This window comes from Serratia sp. AR11 (assembly GCF_056376275.1).
Genome location: NZ_CM150739.1, coordinates 585,833 through 601,302, shown reverse-complemented (window position 1 = coordinate 601,302; position 15,470 = coordinate 585,833). Strand labels below are relative to the sequence as shown.

The window sequence follows — 15,470 nt, the reverse complement described above, 5'->3', positions numbered from 1 at the left end:
TCACTTAAGCAGTTTATCCAACTGATTAATATCGTCATTATTATGCAGATGTGGCACTTTCCAACCGTGCTGGTCATAGTCGGACAGGCATTTGTCGACCATCTCCATCATCTTGCCCATGGTGCCGGATCCCTGCGCCTGACGCAGGCATTGCAGGCGGATCTCGTCCTGACTGCCGGCATAGTTGATCTCGTACAGTTCGTGACGGCCACCGAACTCACTGCCGATCGCATCCCACATCAGTTTGAGGATCTTGATGCGCTCGACGTGATCCATCCCGTTGGATCCGCGCACATAGCGGGACAGATATTTATCGATTTCCGGGTTATTCATGTCGCGCACGCTGGACGGCAGGTAAATCAGGCCGCTGGTGACGTTCTTTTCGATGATGTTCTTCACCTTGGCGTAGGCCATCGGCGCCATCACGCGATAAGTCTGCAGCGCGGCGGAATCCGGTAAATAGGCGCCGTTTTCCCACTTGGTGGCCTCGGCGCACATCGCATCGGTCAACGACCAGAACAGATTGCGCCAGGCCACCACTTCACCGAGATCGGCCTGAACGCCACGGAACTCCAGCACGCCGGTACAGGCCAGGCTCTTTTGCAGCAGCGCGGTAATAAAGTCCATCTTCACCGCCAGACGAACGCAGGCCTGCAGCGGGAACAACCGGGCGAAACCACCCTCGGTGCTCCAGCGGCGGCAGCGATCGAAATCGCGGTAGATCAACACGTTTTCCCATGGGATCAACACATGATCCATAATCAGGATCGCATCGTTCTCATCAAAACGGCTCGAAAGCGGATAATCGAATGGCGATCCGGTGGCACCGGCAACCAGTTCATAAGAGGCGCGAGAGATCAACTTCACCCCTTCGGCGTCCATCGGTGCGACAAACATCAGCGCAAAGTCCGGGTTGTCGCCCATCACCTGGGCCGAGCCGAAGCCGATAAAGTTGTAGTGGGTCAGCGCCGAGTTGGTCGCCACCACCTTGGCACCGCTGACGATAATGCCGGCATCGGTTTCCTTTTCCACCTGAATAAATACGTCTTTCACTTCGTTGACCGGCTTGTGGCGGTCGATCGGCGGGTTGACGATGGCGTGGTTAAAGTACAGACCGGTTTCCTGAATGCGTTTGTACCAGTGGCGCGCGTTATCAGCGAACTGGCCGTAAAACTCCGGGTTAGCGCCCAACGCAGATCCGAAGGCCGCCTTGTAGTCCGGGGTGCGTCCCATCCAGCCGTAGCTCTGACGCGACCAGTCGGCGATGGCGTCACGCTGCTGACGCAACTCATCCGGGCTGCGGGCGTAACGGAAGAATTTGTGGGTGTAGCCGCCGCTGCCGGTATCGGTGCCCCAGCACAGACGGTCCTGGCTAACCGGATCGTGCAACGCATCGTACAACTGGCCGACCGAGGCCGCTGCGTTGCGGAATGCCGGATGAGTGGTAACGTCCTTCACCCGCTCGCCATAGATATAAATTTCGCGGCCGTCCTGCAAGCTCTTCAGGTATTCGTCGCCGGTGAACGGGCGTTTGTTGTCAGCACGAAAGTCTTCAGGTTTCATTTAAGTCTTCCTCGTAATCGGCATTTTATGGGCCGTGGATCCGGCCACTTGTTAAAATAATGTTTTCTTTTGGTTGCTTAATTGAAGCCCCCAACGCCGATTTCGAGAAGAGACTTTTGCGGCAATCGCCGGTACTTTTCAGGCAGCTTTGCCACTATCGCTGCAAACTGTGATCCAGCTTACGAAAGGGAGTGTTGTGCGGCGCGGTAGCTCGAAGGGGAACAGCCTTCCAGCCGATTGAAAAAACGGGCGAAATAAGCCGGATCCTTAAAACCCAGGCTATAAGCGGTTTCATGCACCGTGCAGGCACTGAACAGCAGCATACGTTTGGCTTCACGCAGCAGGCGATCGAATATCAGTCGTTTGGGGGGCTGATTGGCGAAACGCCGACACAGGTCATTGAGCCGTGACTCGGTGACCCCCAGCGCCTGGGCATAGTCCGGCACCGGCAGGTGATCGCGGAAGCGTTCATCCACCATCTTGTTGAAACGTTGGAATAATTTCAGCTCGCCGCGCACCCCACTGGCGGCAGAGTCCTCCAGCGACGCATTGCGTAACAGCAGGGTGAACACCGCCTGCGCCAGCAGCGCCAGCGTCTGTTCGCGACCGGCCAGGCGCTGGCTGAATTCGCGGCGGATCAGTGCCCAGTAATGGCTGAGCGCCGTCAGCTCTTGCGGCACATCAGCCATCGACAGGCAAATACCCGGCATGTCCAGCGCCAGGTTGCTGCCGGGGTACAGCCGTTCCAGCAGCGGCCAGATCAGCTCCTGACGTACCGTCAGCACGTGGCCGTCGCTGTCCGGCTCGGTGAAGAACGCATGCGGCACCGAGGGTGGCGTGAGGATAAACAGCGGCGCCTGCACCGAATAGTGCTGTGAGTCCAACTGCAGCTCAATCTTGCCGGTCTCCAGAAAGTGCACCTGGAAGTAACGATCGTGCCAGTGCACCTGCATATCGCGGCCAAAAAAGGCCGCCAGCCCGGCAAAGGTTTCGTAATGCACTTCATCGGTGGCATAACGCGCATCGTACTCTTTGCAGATATCGATATTGGCGATAAAACCGGTACTTTTCTGCATCTATTGACCTCATTCCTCCGGTAAGGGGCGCCGCATGCCGCGCCCGTAACCTATCCCCATTATGGCGTGGCCCGCGGCCGCGAACCCTGCATCGGAATACGCCAGACGATCAGCGCACCCAGGATCAACAGCCCCGCAACGAAATACAGCCCGGAGTTAAAGCTGCCGGTCAGATCCTTAAACCAGCCGATCAATAGCGGGCTGACCGCCGATCCTATATTGCCGGTGGCGTTGATCACCGCGATCCCGATCGCCCGCGCCTCCAGGCTGATCGACTGATCTGGCGTGGTCCAGAAGATCGCCATAGCGGTGAACGAGCCTACCGACGCCATAACTATCCCCAGCAGCTGGATCATGCTGTGATCGGTAGCCGAGGCCAGCAGCCAACCGGCGGCGGCAAACAGGTACGGCAGTGCGGTGTGATGTTTTCGCTCCTGTAACCTATCCGAGCGTTTGCTCCACCAGATCATCCCGGCGATAGTGCAGATCTGCGGGATCGCCGCCAGAATGCCGATCACAATGTTGCTGCTGCCCTGGTTGAAGCTCTGCAGGATCTGCGGCGTCCAGATGTTAATGGCGCTCAGGGTATTGGTCAGGCAGAAATAGGCCAGCGTGTACATCAGCACAATCGGCGTGAAGATTTCCCGCCACAGGTTACGCTGCTGCATCGCCCGGTGGCTGCCTGGCCCATTGGGCTGCACCAGCTGCAGTTTGTCGGCGTCCATCATCGCTTTCAGACTGGTTTTTTCTTCGTCGGTCAGCCATTTGGCCTTGGCTGGGGTATCGTCCAGATAGAACCACACCACCACGCCCAACAGCACCGAAGGAATGCCCTCTATCAGGAACAGCCATTGCCAGCCCTTGAGGTTCATCAACCCGTCCAGCGCCAGAATATAGCCGGACACCAGCGAGCCAATCGCCATGGTCACCGGCATGGCGATCATAAACAGCGCGTTGGCCCTGGCGCGGTAAAACGCCGGGAACCAGTAGGTGAGATACACCAGAATACCCGGCAGGAAGCCGGCCTCGGTGATACCGACGATCATCCGCAGCACATACAGACTGGTTGGCCCGGTGGCGAACAGGGTGCAGGTTGAGGCGATGCCCCACAGCACCATGATGGTGGCGATCCAGCGCCGCGCCCCGACGATCCCCAGCATGATATTGCTCGGGATACCGAAAATCACGTAGGTGACGTAGAACAGGGTCGCTGCCAGACCGAACATGGTCGAACTGAGACCGAGATCCTTGCCCATCGTTAGCCCGGCGAAACCGATATTGATGCGGTCGAGGAAAGAGAAAACAAACAGTACAAACAGGAAAATAATCAGTCGCCGAAATAACTTTTTAATCACCGATTGTTCGGTGGCGGTTAACGCTTTATGTTGCTGCGCCGGGTTGACCGGCGGCAGCGAATCGACGTTGCTCATGGTGTCTCCAGTGAGATTGCGTCCTGCAACCTAATAAACGCCCGGGGATTGCTCGGGAGGCTGTTGCTGCTTAAAGCGACCGGCCAGGGACTCCGCCGCCCGCGCCAACAGGGTGGTATCCACCCCTACCGCGACAAACAGCGCGCCGGACGCCAGGTAATGCTGCGCCAGCTCAGGATTGGCGGTCAGAATGCCCGGCGCCTTGCCGGCAGCGCTGATGCGCGCAATGGCATCGTCGATGGTGCGTTGCACCTCCGGCTGTTGCGGATTACCGGCATACCCCATGTCGGCACTGAGATCCGCCGGGCCGATAAACACCCCGTCGACGCCTTCCACCTGCAGGATCTCATCCAGGTTTTTCACCGCCTCGCGGGTTTCGATCTGCACCAATACGCACATCTGCGCATCGGCCTGTTGCAGATAATCCGGTACCCTATTCCAGCGCGACGCACGCGCCAATGCACTGCCGACTCCGCGTATCCCATGCGGCGGATAACGGGTGGCACGCACCGCTTCACGCGCCTGCCCGGCGTTTTGAATCATTGGGATCAGCAGCGTCTGGGCACCGACGTCCAACAGTTGCTTAATCATCACCGCGTCGTTCCACGCCGGGCGTACCACCGGTTGGCTCGGATAAGGCGCAATCGCCTGCAACTGGCCCAGCACCGTTTGGACATTGTTGGGCGCATGCTCGCCGTCGATCAGCAGCCAGTCAAAGCCGGAGCCGGCCAACAGTTCTGCACTGTAGCTACTGCATAGCCCCAGCCACAGGCCGATCTGCGGGCGTTTTTCCTGCAGCGCCTGCTTGAAAGTGTTGGTTAACATGATGTTCTCCTTGGTGTTTTCCCCTCACCCCGGCCCTCTCCCAAAGGAGAGGGAGTAAACCGGCTCGATCGATCCCCTCTCCCAATGGAAAGGGGGTAAACCGCCTCGATCCCACTCGATCTATCCCCTCTCCCTCTGGGAGAGGGAGTAAACCGGCTCGATTGATCCCCTCTCCCAATGGAAAGGGGGTAAACCGCCTCGATCCCACTCGATCTATCCCCTCTCCCTCTGGGAGAGGGCTAGGGTGAGGGAGGAAATCAAACAAAACGGCAGCTAATGCAGCCCATCGGGCCGTAATCGGCATGGAAGGTATCGCCACGTCGCGCGGCTACCGGCCGGGTAAAGGAGCCACCGAGGATCACCTGTCCGGCTTCCAGCTCCACGTCATACGGGAACAGCTTATTGGCCAACCAGGCCACACCGTTGGCCGGATGGTTCAACACCGCCGCCGCCACGCCGGATTCTTCGATCACGCCGTTGCGGTACAGCAGCGCACTGATCCAGCGCAGATCCAGCGCATCCGGTTTGATCGGCCGCCCGCCCATCACCACGCCGGCATTAGCGGCGTTATCGGAGATAGTGTCGAACACCTTGCGCGGGCGCTGCGTTTCCGGATCGACGTTATGGCTGCGCGCATCGATGATTTCCAGAGCCGGGATGATGTAATCGGTAGCGTTGTAAACGTCGAACAGCGTGCAGTTCGGTCCGCGCAGCGGTTTGGCCAGCACAAATGCCAGTTCAACCTCGACGCGCGGCACGATAAAGCGATCGATCGGAATATCACTGCCGTCGTTGAAAAACATGTCGTCCAGCAGCGCGCCAAAATCCGGCTCCGTGATTTGCGAACTGACCTGCATGGCGCGTGACGTCAGGCCGATTTTATGGCCCTTCAGCGTGCGGCCCTCGGCGATTTTCAGCGCTACCCACTGCCGCTGAATGGCGTAAGCGTCTTCGATAGTGATCTCGGGATGCTCCAGCGACAGCGCACGGATCTGCTCGCGGTTCTGCTCCGCCTGATGCAAACGCTGCACGGCACGGCTCACCAGCTCTTTATTCAACATGGACGGCCCCTTACTCTTTACGAAATAGCGCGTGGACATTGTTTTGCTTGTAGTTCAGCACCGGATCCAACTCTTCCATGGTGAACGACAGCGCCAGATAGCGGCTGGCCATCAGCGCAGCGAAGTGCTCGGTGATCAGGTTGAACAGCATCGCCCCTACCTGTTCACGGCTTTCCAGACTGCGCCCGTGGCCGATCTTCAACGTCATATGCACGAAAGCGTAATCCCGCTGGCCGTCGGCCATCTGCCAGGTATCGAGCCAGATGGCACGGCTGCGCACCCCGGCCAGGGGGAAAATACCGGTGTCCGCCAGCGCCTGATTGACCCTGGCGAACAGCGCGGGCAAATCCGCCTCATGGCGGATGTTGTCGGTACATTCAGCGTAAAAATGGGGCATGGAGACTCCTCAGGCTTCGGCTGGCAGCGGGAAGATGGCGTTGACCTGCCCAGTGCCGGAACTGGCAAACAGTGGGGTAACAAACTCCACCTTGCCGTCATATTTGTCCCAGCCCAGCAGGCCGAGCAGCATCACGGTGTCATGCATATTGCCCTCGCCGTAGCAGTAGTCGGCGTACTCCGGCAGCATTTCGCAAAACTCGCGAAAGCGCCCTTCTTCCCACAGCTTGACCACCCGTTCGTCCATCTGCTGGTCAAACTGGCGGGTGTAGCTGTTCATACCTTCTTCGGCACGCTGGTCGTCGATGAAACGGTGTGAAAGCGAACCGCTGGCCAATACCGCCACCGTCCCGTCGTATTTCTCAATCGCGGTTTTGATCGCCTCACCTAACCGACGACTGTCGGCAAAGTCATGCACGGTGCAAAACGCTGAAATCGAGATCACTTTGAAATGTTTGTCGCTATTCATGTAGCGCATCGGCACCAGCGTGCCGTACTCCAGCTTCAGGCTTGGGATCTCATGCGCTTTGGCGCGTACCCCGAGTTTGCAGGCTTCAGCGGCAATCAACTGACCCAGTGCCGGGTTGCCTTCGTATTCGTAGGTCATGTCGCGGATGAAGTGCGGCAGTTCGTTGCTGGTATACAGCCCTTCGAAATGCGGGCTGCAGTTGATGTGATAGGCGCTGTTCACCAGCCAGTGGGTGTCGAACACAATAATGGTGTCGACGCCCATTTCACGGCAGCGCGCGCTGATCTCTTTATGACCGTCGATCGCCGCCTGGCGGCAACCATGGTTTTTTCCAGGCATTTCCGACAGATACATTGACGGCACATGAGTGATCTTTGCTGCTAAAGCCAATTTGCCCATATAACCCTCCTAGACGCCCCAACGTGGGATCGGGTGATCCCCCATGGAAATACACACGTTCTTCATCTCGGCGAACACTTCGAAACTGTATTCCCCGCCTTCACGGCCGGTGCCGGACGATTTCACGCCGCCAAATGGCTGACGCAGATCGCGTACGTTTTGGGTGTTGACGAAAACCATGCCTGCTTCAATATTGCGAGCCAGACGCAGCACCTTGCTCACATCCTGCGTCCAGATATACGACGCCAGGCCGTACTCCACGTCGTTGGCCATACGCAGGCCGTCTTCTTCTGATTTGAACGGCAGCAGGCAGGCCACCGGCCCAAAAATCTCCTCCTGCGCAATGCGCATCCGGTTGTCGACATCCGCCAGCACCGTCGGGCGCAGGAAGTTACCGTGGCTCAGACCGGCCGGTTTATCCGGGCCGCCGGCCAACAGAGTGGCCCCTTCTTCCAGCCCCAGGCGGATATAACCGGAGACTTTTTCCCAGTGCTGCGGGCTGATCAGCGCCCCGACCTGGGTATTGGGATCCTGCGGATCCCCCACCCGCAGACGGTTGGCGCGCTCGGCGAAGCGTTTGACGAATTCCGGGTAGATGCTCTCCTGAATAAAGATGCGCGACCCGGCGGTGCAGCGTTCACCGTTGATCGAGAAAATGGTGAACAACGCGGCATCCAGCGCACGTTCAATGTCGGCATCCTCAAAAATCAGCACCGGCGATTTGCCGCCCAACTCCATGGAAAACTTCTTCAACCCGGCGCTTTCAATAATCCGGCGACCGGTAGCGGTGCCGCCGGTAAAGGACACGGCGCGCACGTCTTTATGGCGCACCAGAGCATCCCCGGCGGTAGCGCCGTAACCTTGCACCACGTTGAGCACCCCGGCCGGAATGCCGGCTTCCAGCGCCAGTTCACCCAGACGATCGGCCGTCAGCGGCGACAGCTCGGACATTTTCAGCACCGCGGTGTTGCCCAGCGCCAGGCAGGGCGCGGTTTTCCAGGTGGCGGTCATGAAAGGCACGTTCCACGGCGACACCAGCGCACACACCCCGACCGGCTGGATCAGCGTGTAGTTGAGCATCTTGTCGTCCACTGGGTAGGTGCGGCCATTCATCTGCTGACAGATCTCGGCGAAGAACTCAAAGTTGTGCGAGGCACGCGGGATCAGCACGTTTTTGGTTTGGTGGATTGGCAGGCCGGTATCGGCGGTTTCCATCTCGGCGATCTGCGGCACGTTCTCGTCGATCAGTTCGCCCAGGCGACGCATCAGGCGCGCACGCTCTTTCATTGGCGTATTGGCCCATTTCGGGAAGGCGGCCTTGGCGGCGGCCACCGCCTGATCGATCTCCAGCTGTCCGCCGGACGCCACTTCCGCCAGCACCTCACCGTTGGCCGGGTTGGTGGTGGTAAAGTACTCTTTGCTGGCTACGTTTTTACCGTTAATCCAATGGTTGATGGTTTTCATCGCAGGCTTTCCTCGTAATCTTTTTCACTGATGATGTGGTTAACCAGACGGCCAATGCCTTCGATCTCCACCACCACTTCGTCCCCCGGTTGCACGTCGGCCAACCCTTTCGGCGTGCCGGTGGCGATCATGTCGCCCGGCTGCAGCGTCATAAATTCGCTCAGGTAACTGATCAAATAGGGGATATCAAAAATCATGTCGCCGGTGCTGCCGCGCTGGCGCAGCTCACCGTTGACGTAAGTGCTGAGCGCCAGACGGTGCGGATCGGCGATATCATCGCGATCGACGATGTACGGCCCAATCGGCGTCAGGGTGTCGCGGCTTTTCACCCGCAGGTTCGGGCGATAGTAATTTTCCAGATAGTCGCGGATGGCGTAGTCGTTACACAGGGTGTAACCCGCTACATAGTCCATGGCATTCTCACGGCTGACGTTGCGTGCCGTTTTGCCGATCACCGCCACCAGCTCGGCTTCGTAGTGCATATACTCGACGTCGGCCGGGCGCACCGATACCTGACGGTGGCCGGTCAGGGTGTTGGGGGCCTTCAGGAACACCAGCGGTTCTTCCGGCGCCTTGAATTCCAGTTCGCTGGCATGGTCGGCATAGTTCAGGCCCAGGGCAAATACCGTGCCCTGCGCCGGTGGCAACCATTCGACGTCCAGTTCATTGAGCACGCTGCCGTCCGGCAGGGTGACACGCAGTTGCTGGTCAACGCTGACGTTAAAGATTTGGCCGTGATGGCGAATACGGGCGTGTTTCATGATGCTCCTCCTGCCTGCGTCACGCGGTTGGTCAGGGTCGGCAGACCGGCGGCGCGTACCGTCACTTCATCCCCCGGTTTAATCTCCACCCGCTGGTGCGGCGTTCCGATCAGCACCGCGTCGCCCGGCTGCAGGGTAATAAAATCGCTGATGGCGGCGATCAGTTCCGGCACCGAACGCACCAGATCGGCCGTCGACCAACGGTCCTGCTCCACACCGTTGATTTCGGTGATAATTTCCAGCCTGTCGCTGGTTGCCAGTTGACCAATATCCCCCAAAGGACAGAAGCCATCGCGGCATTTCGCTTTGATCGCCGGGCGGTAAAAACTGCTTTCCGGCAGGCTGACATCATTGGCCAACGCATAGCCGGCCAGATAATCGGCCACCCGTTCGGCAGGAACCTTGCGCGCGGTGTTGCCAATCACCACCGCCAGCGTGGCCCCGCTTTGTACTTGCTCGCCGGCAGGAAACGGGATCGCCCCGCCGTTGGCGAGGTGGGTATTACGGGGTTTGATAAACCACACCGGGGTCTTCGGCGGGGTTTTATAAGGTGGCTGATGAAACGCCTGATCCCAGGCGTCCATCTGGCTGCGGTGGTTCAACGCGACGGAAAAAACGGTGCCTTTCATGCAAACTCCTTTCAATGACAGAACATGACAACCGGCATTCATTAATATGTTAATGATTACTTTTATACGCTGTTCAGCTTTTACGCAACGCGGGAGGATTGATTTGTGATCGTGATAACAAAATATTCACAACCCGTGAACATTAGCGTGATTATTCAACGCATTAATCATTTTCAGGCGATTTTTCCACCCGCAGGTGCATTTTCGCTTTATCCGGCAAGGTAAACCTGGCTACTATTAAGTTATTAATAAATCCAGACTGCACCGGGCATTACCTGTGTGCAGTACCGGAATAACGAACACCTTGATAGCTAAGGCCAAATCTATGCATGAATCCTTGACCATTGCCCTGCTACAGGCGCGTGAAACCGCCATGGGCTTTTTCCGCCCGATCCTGAAAAGCCATAATCTGACCGAGCAGCAGTGGCGCATCATTCGCGTGTTGGCCAACAGCCGTTCAATTGAGTTCCACGAGTTGGCGGCAGAAACCTGCATTCTGCGCCCCAGCCTGACCGGCATTTTGTCGCGCATGGAGCGCGACAAGCTGATCTTCCGTCTGAAACCGGTTAACGATCAGCGCAAGCTGTATGTATCGCTGACCCAGCAGGGCCAGGAGCTGTATGAAGTGGCGCGCCATCAGGTGGAACAGGGCTACGCGGAGATTGAAGCCGCCTTTTCGCAGCAGAAGATGGGCCAACTGATGACGCTGCTGGACGAACTGATCCGGCTTGGCGACCAACTGCCCGCCAATGTGACCGCCCACCCAACAAAAAAGCCGTAGGGGCGCGGCCTTCTGCGCCCGTATAAATCGGGACGAACCTGTTCGTCCCTTACGGATGGGCCTCGGGGAGTAGTGCGCCGCCGTCCACCACCAGCGTTTGGCCGGTGATATAGGCCGCCGCCGGAGAGGCGAGAAACACCATCGCCGCCGCGATGTCTTCCGGCTCCCCCAGCCGCCCAAGCGGTACCGCTGCGGCAATCGCCTGATTGACCGCCGCGCCCCCCAGATTGGCCATTGCCGGCGTGCGGATCATCCCCGGCTCCACACCATTGACCCGAATGCCCGCCGCCGCCAGCTCCAGCGCCGCCGCCCGAATAAAACCGTTCACCCCGGCTTTGGAGGCGGCATAGTGCGCCAGCCCCGGATAGGCCACCCGTGGCCCGGTCACCGACGAGGTCACCAGAATGCTGCCGCCGCCCTGGCGCTGCATCCACGGCAACGCCGCCTGTGCCAGAAAAAACGGGGCCATCAGATTGACGCTCAACGTGCGTTGCAACAGCACCACGTCAATCTCGGCAAAAGGGGTCAACGGGAAGTAGGCCGCGTTGTGAACCACCACATCCAGCCGCTGATGCTGCTGCCCCACCGCCGCCACCCGTTCGGCTATTTGCCCAGGGTCGGCCAGATCACAGGCCATCGCCTGTACCCGCCAGCCCTGCTGCTGCAGCGTCTCGGCGGCATCCTGCGCCTTTTGCAGTTGCAGATCCGCCACCACCACCGTCGCCCCCAGCCGGGCAAAGGCGCTGACAATCGCCAACCCAATGCCCTGCGCGCCGCCGGTCACCAGCACCACCTGACCGCTAAAGGCATCGGCCGCATAAGTTGTCTTCATCGGTCTAGCCCTGTGGATGACGCGTGGTGTTCAGCACCTGTGCATGAGCACCCACGGCAAAATTGCTCAGCACGCTGAAATCGCTGCCCTGATACCCGAGGATCTTGCCGTCGGTGCGCATGCCCTGCAGATCAATCATCACCACGCCCAGCGTCGGCACGATCTTCTCGCGCCACACGAACAGGTAAAGTTTTTCCGCCACCTTCACGTAATGACAACGATCGACATCCGCCAACCCTTTCTCCACCCCGTCCAGACACTGCCAGGCGTAGAAATTGTCGTTCAGGTAAATGTGCTCATAGCGTTCGGTCGGGCTGTAGGTGTACATATTGCGCATGCCGATTAACTCATCGGTGAAATCCGGCGGCGCAACGGTAGCATCATCCAGCGTGCCGAAATGGAACTCCGCATTGACCGCCGTCAGCGGCAACCCTTGTTCTACGCGGCTGAAAGCGTCCAGTCGGGTTTGCTGTTCGTCCGGCAACTGGCCGTAGACCGCCGTGAAATTGCCCTGATTGCGATCGCACACCAGCGTAATACTGGCGTTGTCCTGCGCGGGATCGAGAAAATCAATAAACAGAATGCCGGGGCGAATGCTGGTGGCGCGATAAGCGATGCCCCGGTACTCGCCCCAGCTCAGCGTCTGCTGATCGACGAAATGACAGCTCAGCGTTTCCCCGTCGGCAAAGCGCAGTGCCAGCGTGGTGCCGCTCAGGCCGTGCTGCTGTTCCAGCGTATTGCTGTGCGGCGCAAAGCCTTCCGCCAGTGCGCCAACCTGAATGAATATCGCTTCTGTACTCATTTGCTGCTCCTTAAAGGGAAGTGAATGCCAAAGTCGGCACGTCGACAATGGTTGAGCCGCCGTCGGCCACCAGCGCCGCGCCGGTAATAATTGACGCCTCTGGCGAACAGAGAAAACGGCAGATGCCGGCAATTTCTTCGGCACTGGCCGGGCGGCGTAACGGCACGTCGCGGCACACCCGTTGGTAGGCTTGCTCCAGCGTCAGTTGGTGCGCGGCCATCAACGGCTGCATCTCTTCATCCGCCATCGGCGTCGTCACCCAACCAGGGCACACCGCGTTGGCGCGCACCCCCAGCGGGCCGTAGTCACGGGCGATAGATCGCATCAGCCCGATCAGCGCATGTTTGGCAGTCACATAGCCGCAGACTTCCGGCCCGGCTGCCAATGAAGCAATAGAGGCGACGAACAGCAGGTTGCCACCGCTTTTCACCAGCTCCGGCAGGCAGGCACGGGCGCTGGCAAAAGCGCTGTTGAGGTTGCTGTCCAGCGCCTGACGCCAGTCATCGTCACCGATCTCGGTAATACGCCCCAATCCCATGCCGCCGGCGCAGCCGATCAGGCAGTCGATGCGCCCGGCCTGTTGCAAAATGGCCGGCAGCAGCAGGCTTTGCCAACACTCCCCGCTGGCGGCATCGCCGACCAACGCCTGAGCGCCAATCTCATCGGCCAGCGCGGCCAGCGGTTCACGGCGGCGCCCGATGATAAACACCCGATCGCCGTGGGCTGCCAATAACCGGGCGCAGGCGGCCCCCACGCCGGTGCCGCCACCGGTAATCACCACCACTCTACTCATCGATTTTCTCCATCAATTGGCCGATCATCAGCAGGCTGCTGAGCAGCAACCGCCGTTGCTCCGGTTCCAGCCGCAGATAGCGACGACCGGCGGGCAAACGGCTGACCACTTCCGAAGCGGCAAAATGTTCGATCTCCAACCGCCAACGACCGGCAACCACCGTCAGTTGAATACGGCGAAAATCAAGTTGCTCCAGCGTTTGGCCGATCTGCGGATAACGCTGCAGGGCGGCGATCACCCGTTGCGCCGTTGCGTCATTCCGGCTGGCGCGATAAACCACACCGCTTCGCCGTAACCATCCCCCGGCGGTAATACGCAGCGTCAGCGGCGCTGTCAGCCGACAGTCCCCCTGCCGTTGAAAACGCTGGCTGACGATATGTGCCATAAACAGCGCGCTAACCTGTTCGCTGATGTCAATAACCGGCCCCTGTGGCAACGTCAGCCGCAGCAGACACGGCGTAACGCGCTCGCAGGCATAGGGCTGCAGGTTGTTCGCCAGGCGGCTGAGGGTCACCCCCGGCTGATAGCCCGCCGGGGAACGCTGCCAGAGGCGGTTAAGTGAGGGAAGTAAGCCGATCAAACTGCGCCTCCTCGTTTTCTGCCTTGGCAAAAGCGGTTTCCAGCACCTGCTCAACCGGCACCGGTTTGAACGGGTTGACCTTCTGTACGCACAGGGTCCAAAACAGCGCGTAAGCGGCGGTCAGGCCAATCATGATGCTAAAAGGGATGTACACCGCGCGCGGGTTCATGCCTGGCGGAGTGATATAGATAATCGCCAGCACGATACCGACGCTGGAGACGATTTGCGGCAGCGGAAACCAGGGCGATTTGTAGGCACGCGGCAGATCCGGGCGGCGGATCCGCAGGATCACCACCGAGCAGGTCACCAGCAGGTAGGCCACGCCCCAGGCGCACACCGCCGCCAGCACTAGCGGGATAATGCGATCGAGATCGCCCTGGATGGCGAAGGCGTGCACACAGGGGATCAACACCGCCACCAGGATCCCCACCACCGGGGTTTTAAAACGCGGGTGCAGGTAAGCGAAAATGCGCGGCAGCGCGCCATCCAGCGCCATCCCGTAGAGAATACGCGGCACCGCCGCCATCAGCGTATTGATGGTCGCTGCCCCGGCCAGCAGCAGCCCGATGCCCAGCCAGTATTTGCCGAATTCCCCCATCACCTGGCCGGCAAAGGCCGGAATGGCCATCGGCGTGTCCAGCAGATGAACGCCATTGGCGGCATCCACCAGCACGTTTTCCACCTGGTGGCTGAGCGCTGCGCCGTATAACGCCATGCAAACCGCCACGCCGCATAGCCCCAGCGACATGGCACGCGGGATCACGCTGGCGGAGCGTTTGATCTCCGGCGCCATCGGCGTGACCAGTTCGCAGCCGACGAACATAAACATCGCCATACCGATCAGGCTAAATACCGCGAACGGATCGTTCAGGCTCAGCGTGCTGCCGAACCAGCCTTCCAGCGGTACCGCATGCGGTGACAACAGCCCGGCAATGCCGAAGATCACCAGCGTGCTCCACATGGCGAAGGTCAGCACGATTTCCGCCTTACCGAACGCCTCGATGCCGAAGGCGTTGAGGATGCCGAACACAATCACCAGCCCAACCCCGACCATCCAGGAGGCATTGTGGGTTTCCATCAGGGTGTTGAGGTGCTCGAAATTTACCAGCGCCATGATGCCGGAGAGAATGGTTTCGGCGGTACCGGCAAAGATGTGCACGATCAGGTAGGCCGACAGTGCGCCGGTAATGGCAAAAAAGCGTCCCATGCCGCAGGCGATGTAGTCATATACCGAGCCGGAAGTCGGCAGTATTGCCGCCGCCTCGGAGAAGGTGGTGAGCTGAGCCTGCATCATGATAAAGGCGATCAGCATCGCCAGCGCGAAGGTATCACCGCCGATACCGAAACCGCTGGTGACGGTGAGGATCACCGGACTGGCCATAATCACCCCGACCGAACTGGCCAGCGTGGTAGGGAATCCGACCTTGCCCCGCTCAAGATGGGCGTGAAGCCGCGACGACAGGTTCATGGGTATTTCCTCTTATAGTTTTATCGTTTTGCCCTGATGTTGCATTTGCAGGTGTAGCGTCGCCAGTGGCGGCAATATCACTATAGAGAGGAAAAGAAAATGCTGACTATCGTCCTTAAGAACGAGAGGATTTGATCGCAA

Annotated in this window: 16 protein-coding genes; 1 reads left to right on the top strand and 15 read right to left on the bottom strand. The window is 59.2% G+C overall.

From position 1 onward, the window contains the following. From hpaB to ACSOSI_RS02770, 10 genes are all read right to left on the bottom strand, one after another. Complete coding sequence (gene hpaB / locus ACSOSI_RS02815; RefSeq protein ID WP_012005087.1) at positions 1-1,563, bottom strand: 4-hydroxyphenylacetate 3-monooxygenase, oxygenase component; 1,563 nt, start codon at positions 1,561-1,563, stop codon at positions 1-3. A gap of 179 nt (positions 1,564-1,742) precedes the next feature. Next, positions 1,743-2,639 (bottom strand): 4-hydroxyphenylacetate catabolism regulatory protein HpaA, encoded by an 897-nt coding sequence (gene hpaA, locus ACSOSI_RS02810; RefSeq protein ID WP_017891531.1) that lies wholly within the window; start codon positions 2,637-2,639, stop codon positions 1,743-1,745. Positions 2,640-2,698: 59 nt separating this feature from the next. Next, positions 2,699-4,069, bottom strand: a complete 1,371-nt coding sequence (gene hpaX / locus ACSOSI_RS02805) for a 4-hydroxyphenylacetate permease (RefSeq protein WP_017891530.1) — start codon at positions 4,067-4,069, stop codon at positions 2,699-2,701. A gap of 30 nt (positions 4,070-4,099) precedes the next feature. Then, entirely contained in the window at positions 4,100-4,894 is a 795-nt protein-coding gene (hpaI, locus tag ACSOSI_RS02800) for a 4-hydroxy-2-oxoheptanedioate aldolase (protein WP_476706525.1), read from the bottom strand. 257 nt (positions 4,895-5,151) lie between these two features. Continuing rightward, positions 5,152-5,955, bottom strand: coding sequence for a 2-oxo-hept-4-ene-1,7-dioate hydratase (gene hpaH, locus ACSOSI_RS02795; protein WP_476706524.1), 804 nt, complete (start codon positions 5,953-5,955; stop codon positions 5,152-5,154). A gap of 10 nt (positions 5,956-5,965) precedes the next feature. After that, complete coding sequence (locus ACSOSI_RS02790) at positions 5,966-6,352, bottom strand: 5-carboxymethyl-2-hydroxymuconate Delta-isomerase (protein ID WP_218217257.1); 387 nt, start codon at positions 6,350-6,352, stop codon at positions 5,966-5,968. A gap of 9 nt (positions 6,353-6,361) precedes the next feature. Beyond that, on the bottom strand, positions 6,362-7,219 hold the full coding sequence (hpaD, locus tag ACSOSI_RS02785) for a 3,4-dihydroxyphenylacetate 2,3-dioxygenase (RefSeq protein ID WP_112363117.1): 858 nt from the start codon (positions 7,217-7,219) through the stop codon (positions 6,362-6,364). 9 nt (positions 7,220-7,228) lie between these two features. Further along, complete coding sequence (hpaE, locus tag ACSOSI_RS02780; protein WP_012005080.1) at positions 7,229-8,683, bottom strand: 5-carboxymethyl-2-hydroxymuconate semialdehyde dehydrogenase; 1,455 nt, start codon at positions 8,681-8,683, stop codon at positions 7,229-7,231. After that, positions 8,680-9,444 (bottom strand): fumarylacetoacetate hydrolase family protein, encoded by a 765-nt coding sequence (locus ACSOSI_RS02775; RefSeq protein ID WP_012005079.1) that lies wholly within the window; start codon positions 9,442-9,444, stop codon positions 8,680-8,682. The genes hpaE and ACSOSI_RS02775 overlap by 4 nt, the downstream gene beginning before the upstream one ends. Continuing rightward, positions 9,441-10,073: a fumarylacetoacetate hydrolase family protein gene (locus ACSOSI_RS02770; protein WP_012005078.1), complete on the bottom strand. Its 633-nt coding sequence runs from the start codon at positions 10,071-10,073 to the stop codon at positions 9,441-9,443. The genes ACSOSI_RS02775 and ACSOSI_RS02770 overlap by 4 nt, the downstream gene beginning before the upstream one ends. A 325-nt stretch (positions 10,074-10,398) precedes the next feature. Here ACSOSI_RS02770 and hpaR point away from each other — a divergent pair, with 325 nt between their 5' ends. After that, positions 10,399-10,854 carry a homoprotocatechuate degradation operon regulator HpaR gene (gene hpaR, locus ACSOSI_RS02765; RefSeq protein ID WP_012005077.1) on the top strand — a complete coding sequence of 152 codons (456 nt, stop codon included), beginning with the start codon at positions 10,399-10,401 and terminating at the stop codon, positions 10,852-10,854. Between the two features lie 49 nt (positions 10,855-10,903). On the opposite strand, the gene ACSOSI_RS02760 is transcribed toward hpaR, so the two are convergent. From ACSOSI_RS02760 to ACSOSI_RS02740, 5 genes are read right to left on the bottom strand one after another with little or no spacing between them, the layout of a single operon-like run. Next, positions 10,904-11,686 carry an SDR family oxidoreductase gene (locus ACSOSI_RS02760; protein ID WP_476706523.1) on the bottom strand — a complete coding sequence of 261 codons (783 nt, stop codon included), beginning with the start codon at positions 11,684-11,686 and terminating at the stop codon, positions 10,904-10,906. 4 nt (positions 11,687-11,690) lie between these two features. After that, entirely contained in the window at positions 11,691-12,488 is a 798-nt protein-coding gene (locus ACSOSI_RS02755; RefSeq protein ID WP_218217254.1) for a MoaF C-terminal domain-containing protein, read from the bottom strand. A gap of 10 nt (positions 12,489-12,498) precedes the next feature. Next, positions 12,499-13,281 (bottom strand): SDR family NAD(P)-dependent oxidoreductase, encoded by a 783-nt coding sequence (locus ACSOSI_RS02750; RefSeq protein WP_259190142.1) that lies wholly within the window; start codon positions 13,279-13,281, stop codon positions 12,499-12,501. Next, positions 13,274-13,861 carry a DUF3156 family protein gene (locus tag ACSOSI_RS02745; RefSeq protein WP_129939654.1) on the bottom strand — a complete coding sequence of 196 codons (588 nt, stop codon included), beginning with the start codon at positions 13,859-13,861 and terminating at the stop codon, positions 13,274-13,276. Before ACSOSI_RS02745 ends, ACSOSI_RS02750 begins: the two co-directional genes overlap by 8 nt. Further along, the gene (locus tag ACSOSI_RS02740; RefSeq protein WP_017891520.1) at positions 13,836-15,329 is read right to left on the bottom strand and encodes an APC family permease; all 1,494 of its coding nucleotides are present in this window, start codon (positions 15,327-15,329) and stop codon (positions 13,836-13,838) included. The genes ACSOSI_RS02745 and ACSOSI_RS02740 overlap by 26 nt, the downstream gene beginning before the upstream one ends. Between the last annotated feature and the right edge of the window lie 141 nt (positions 15,330-15,470).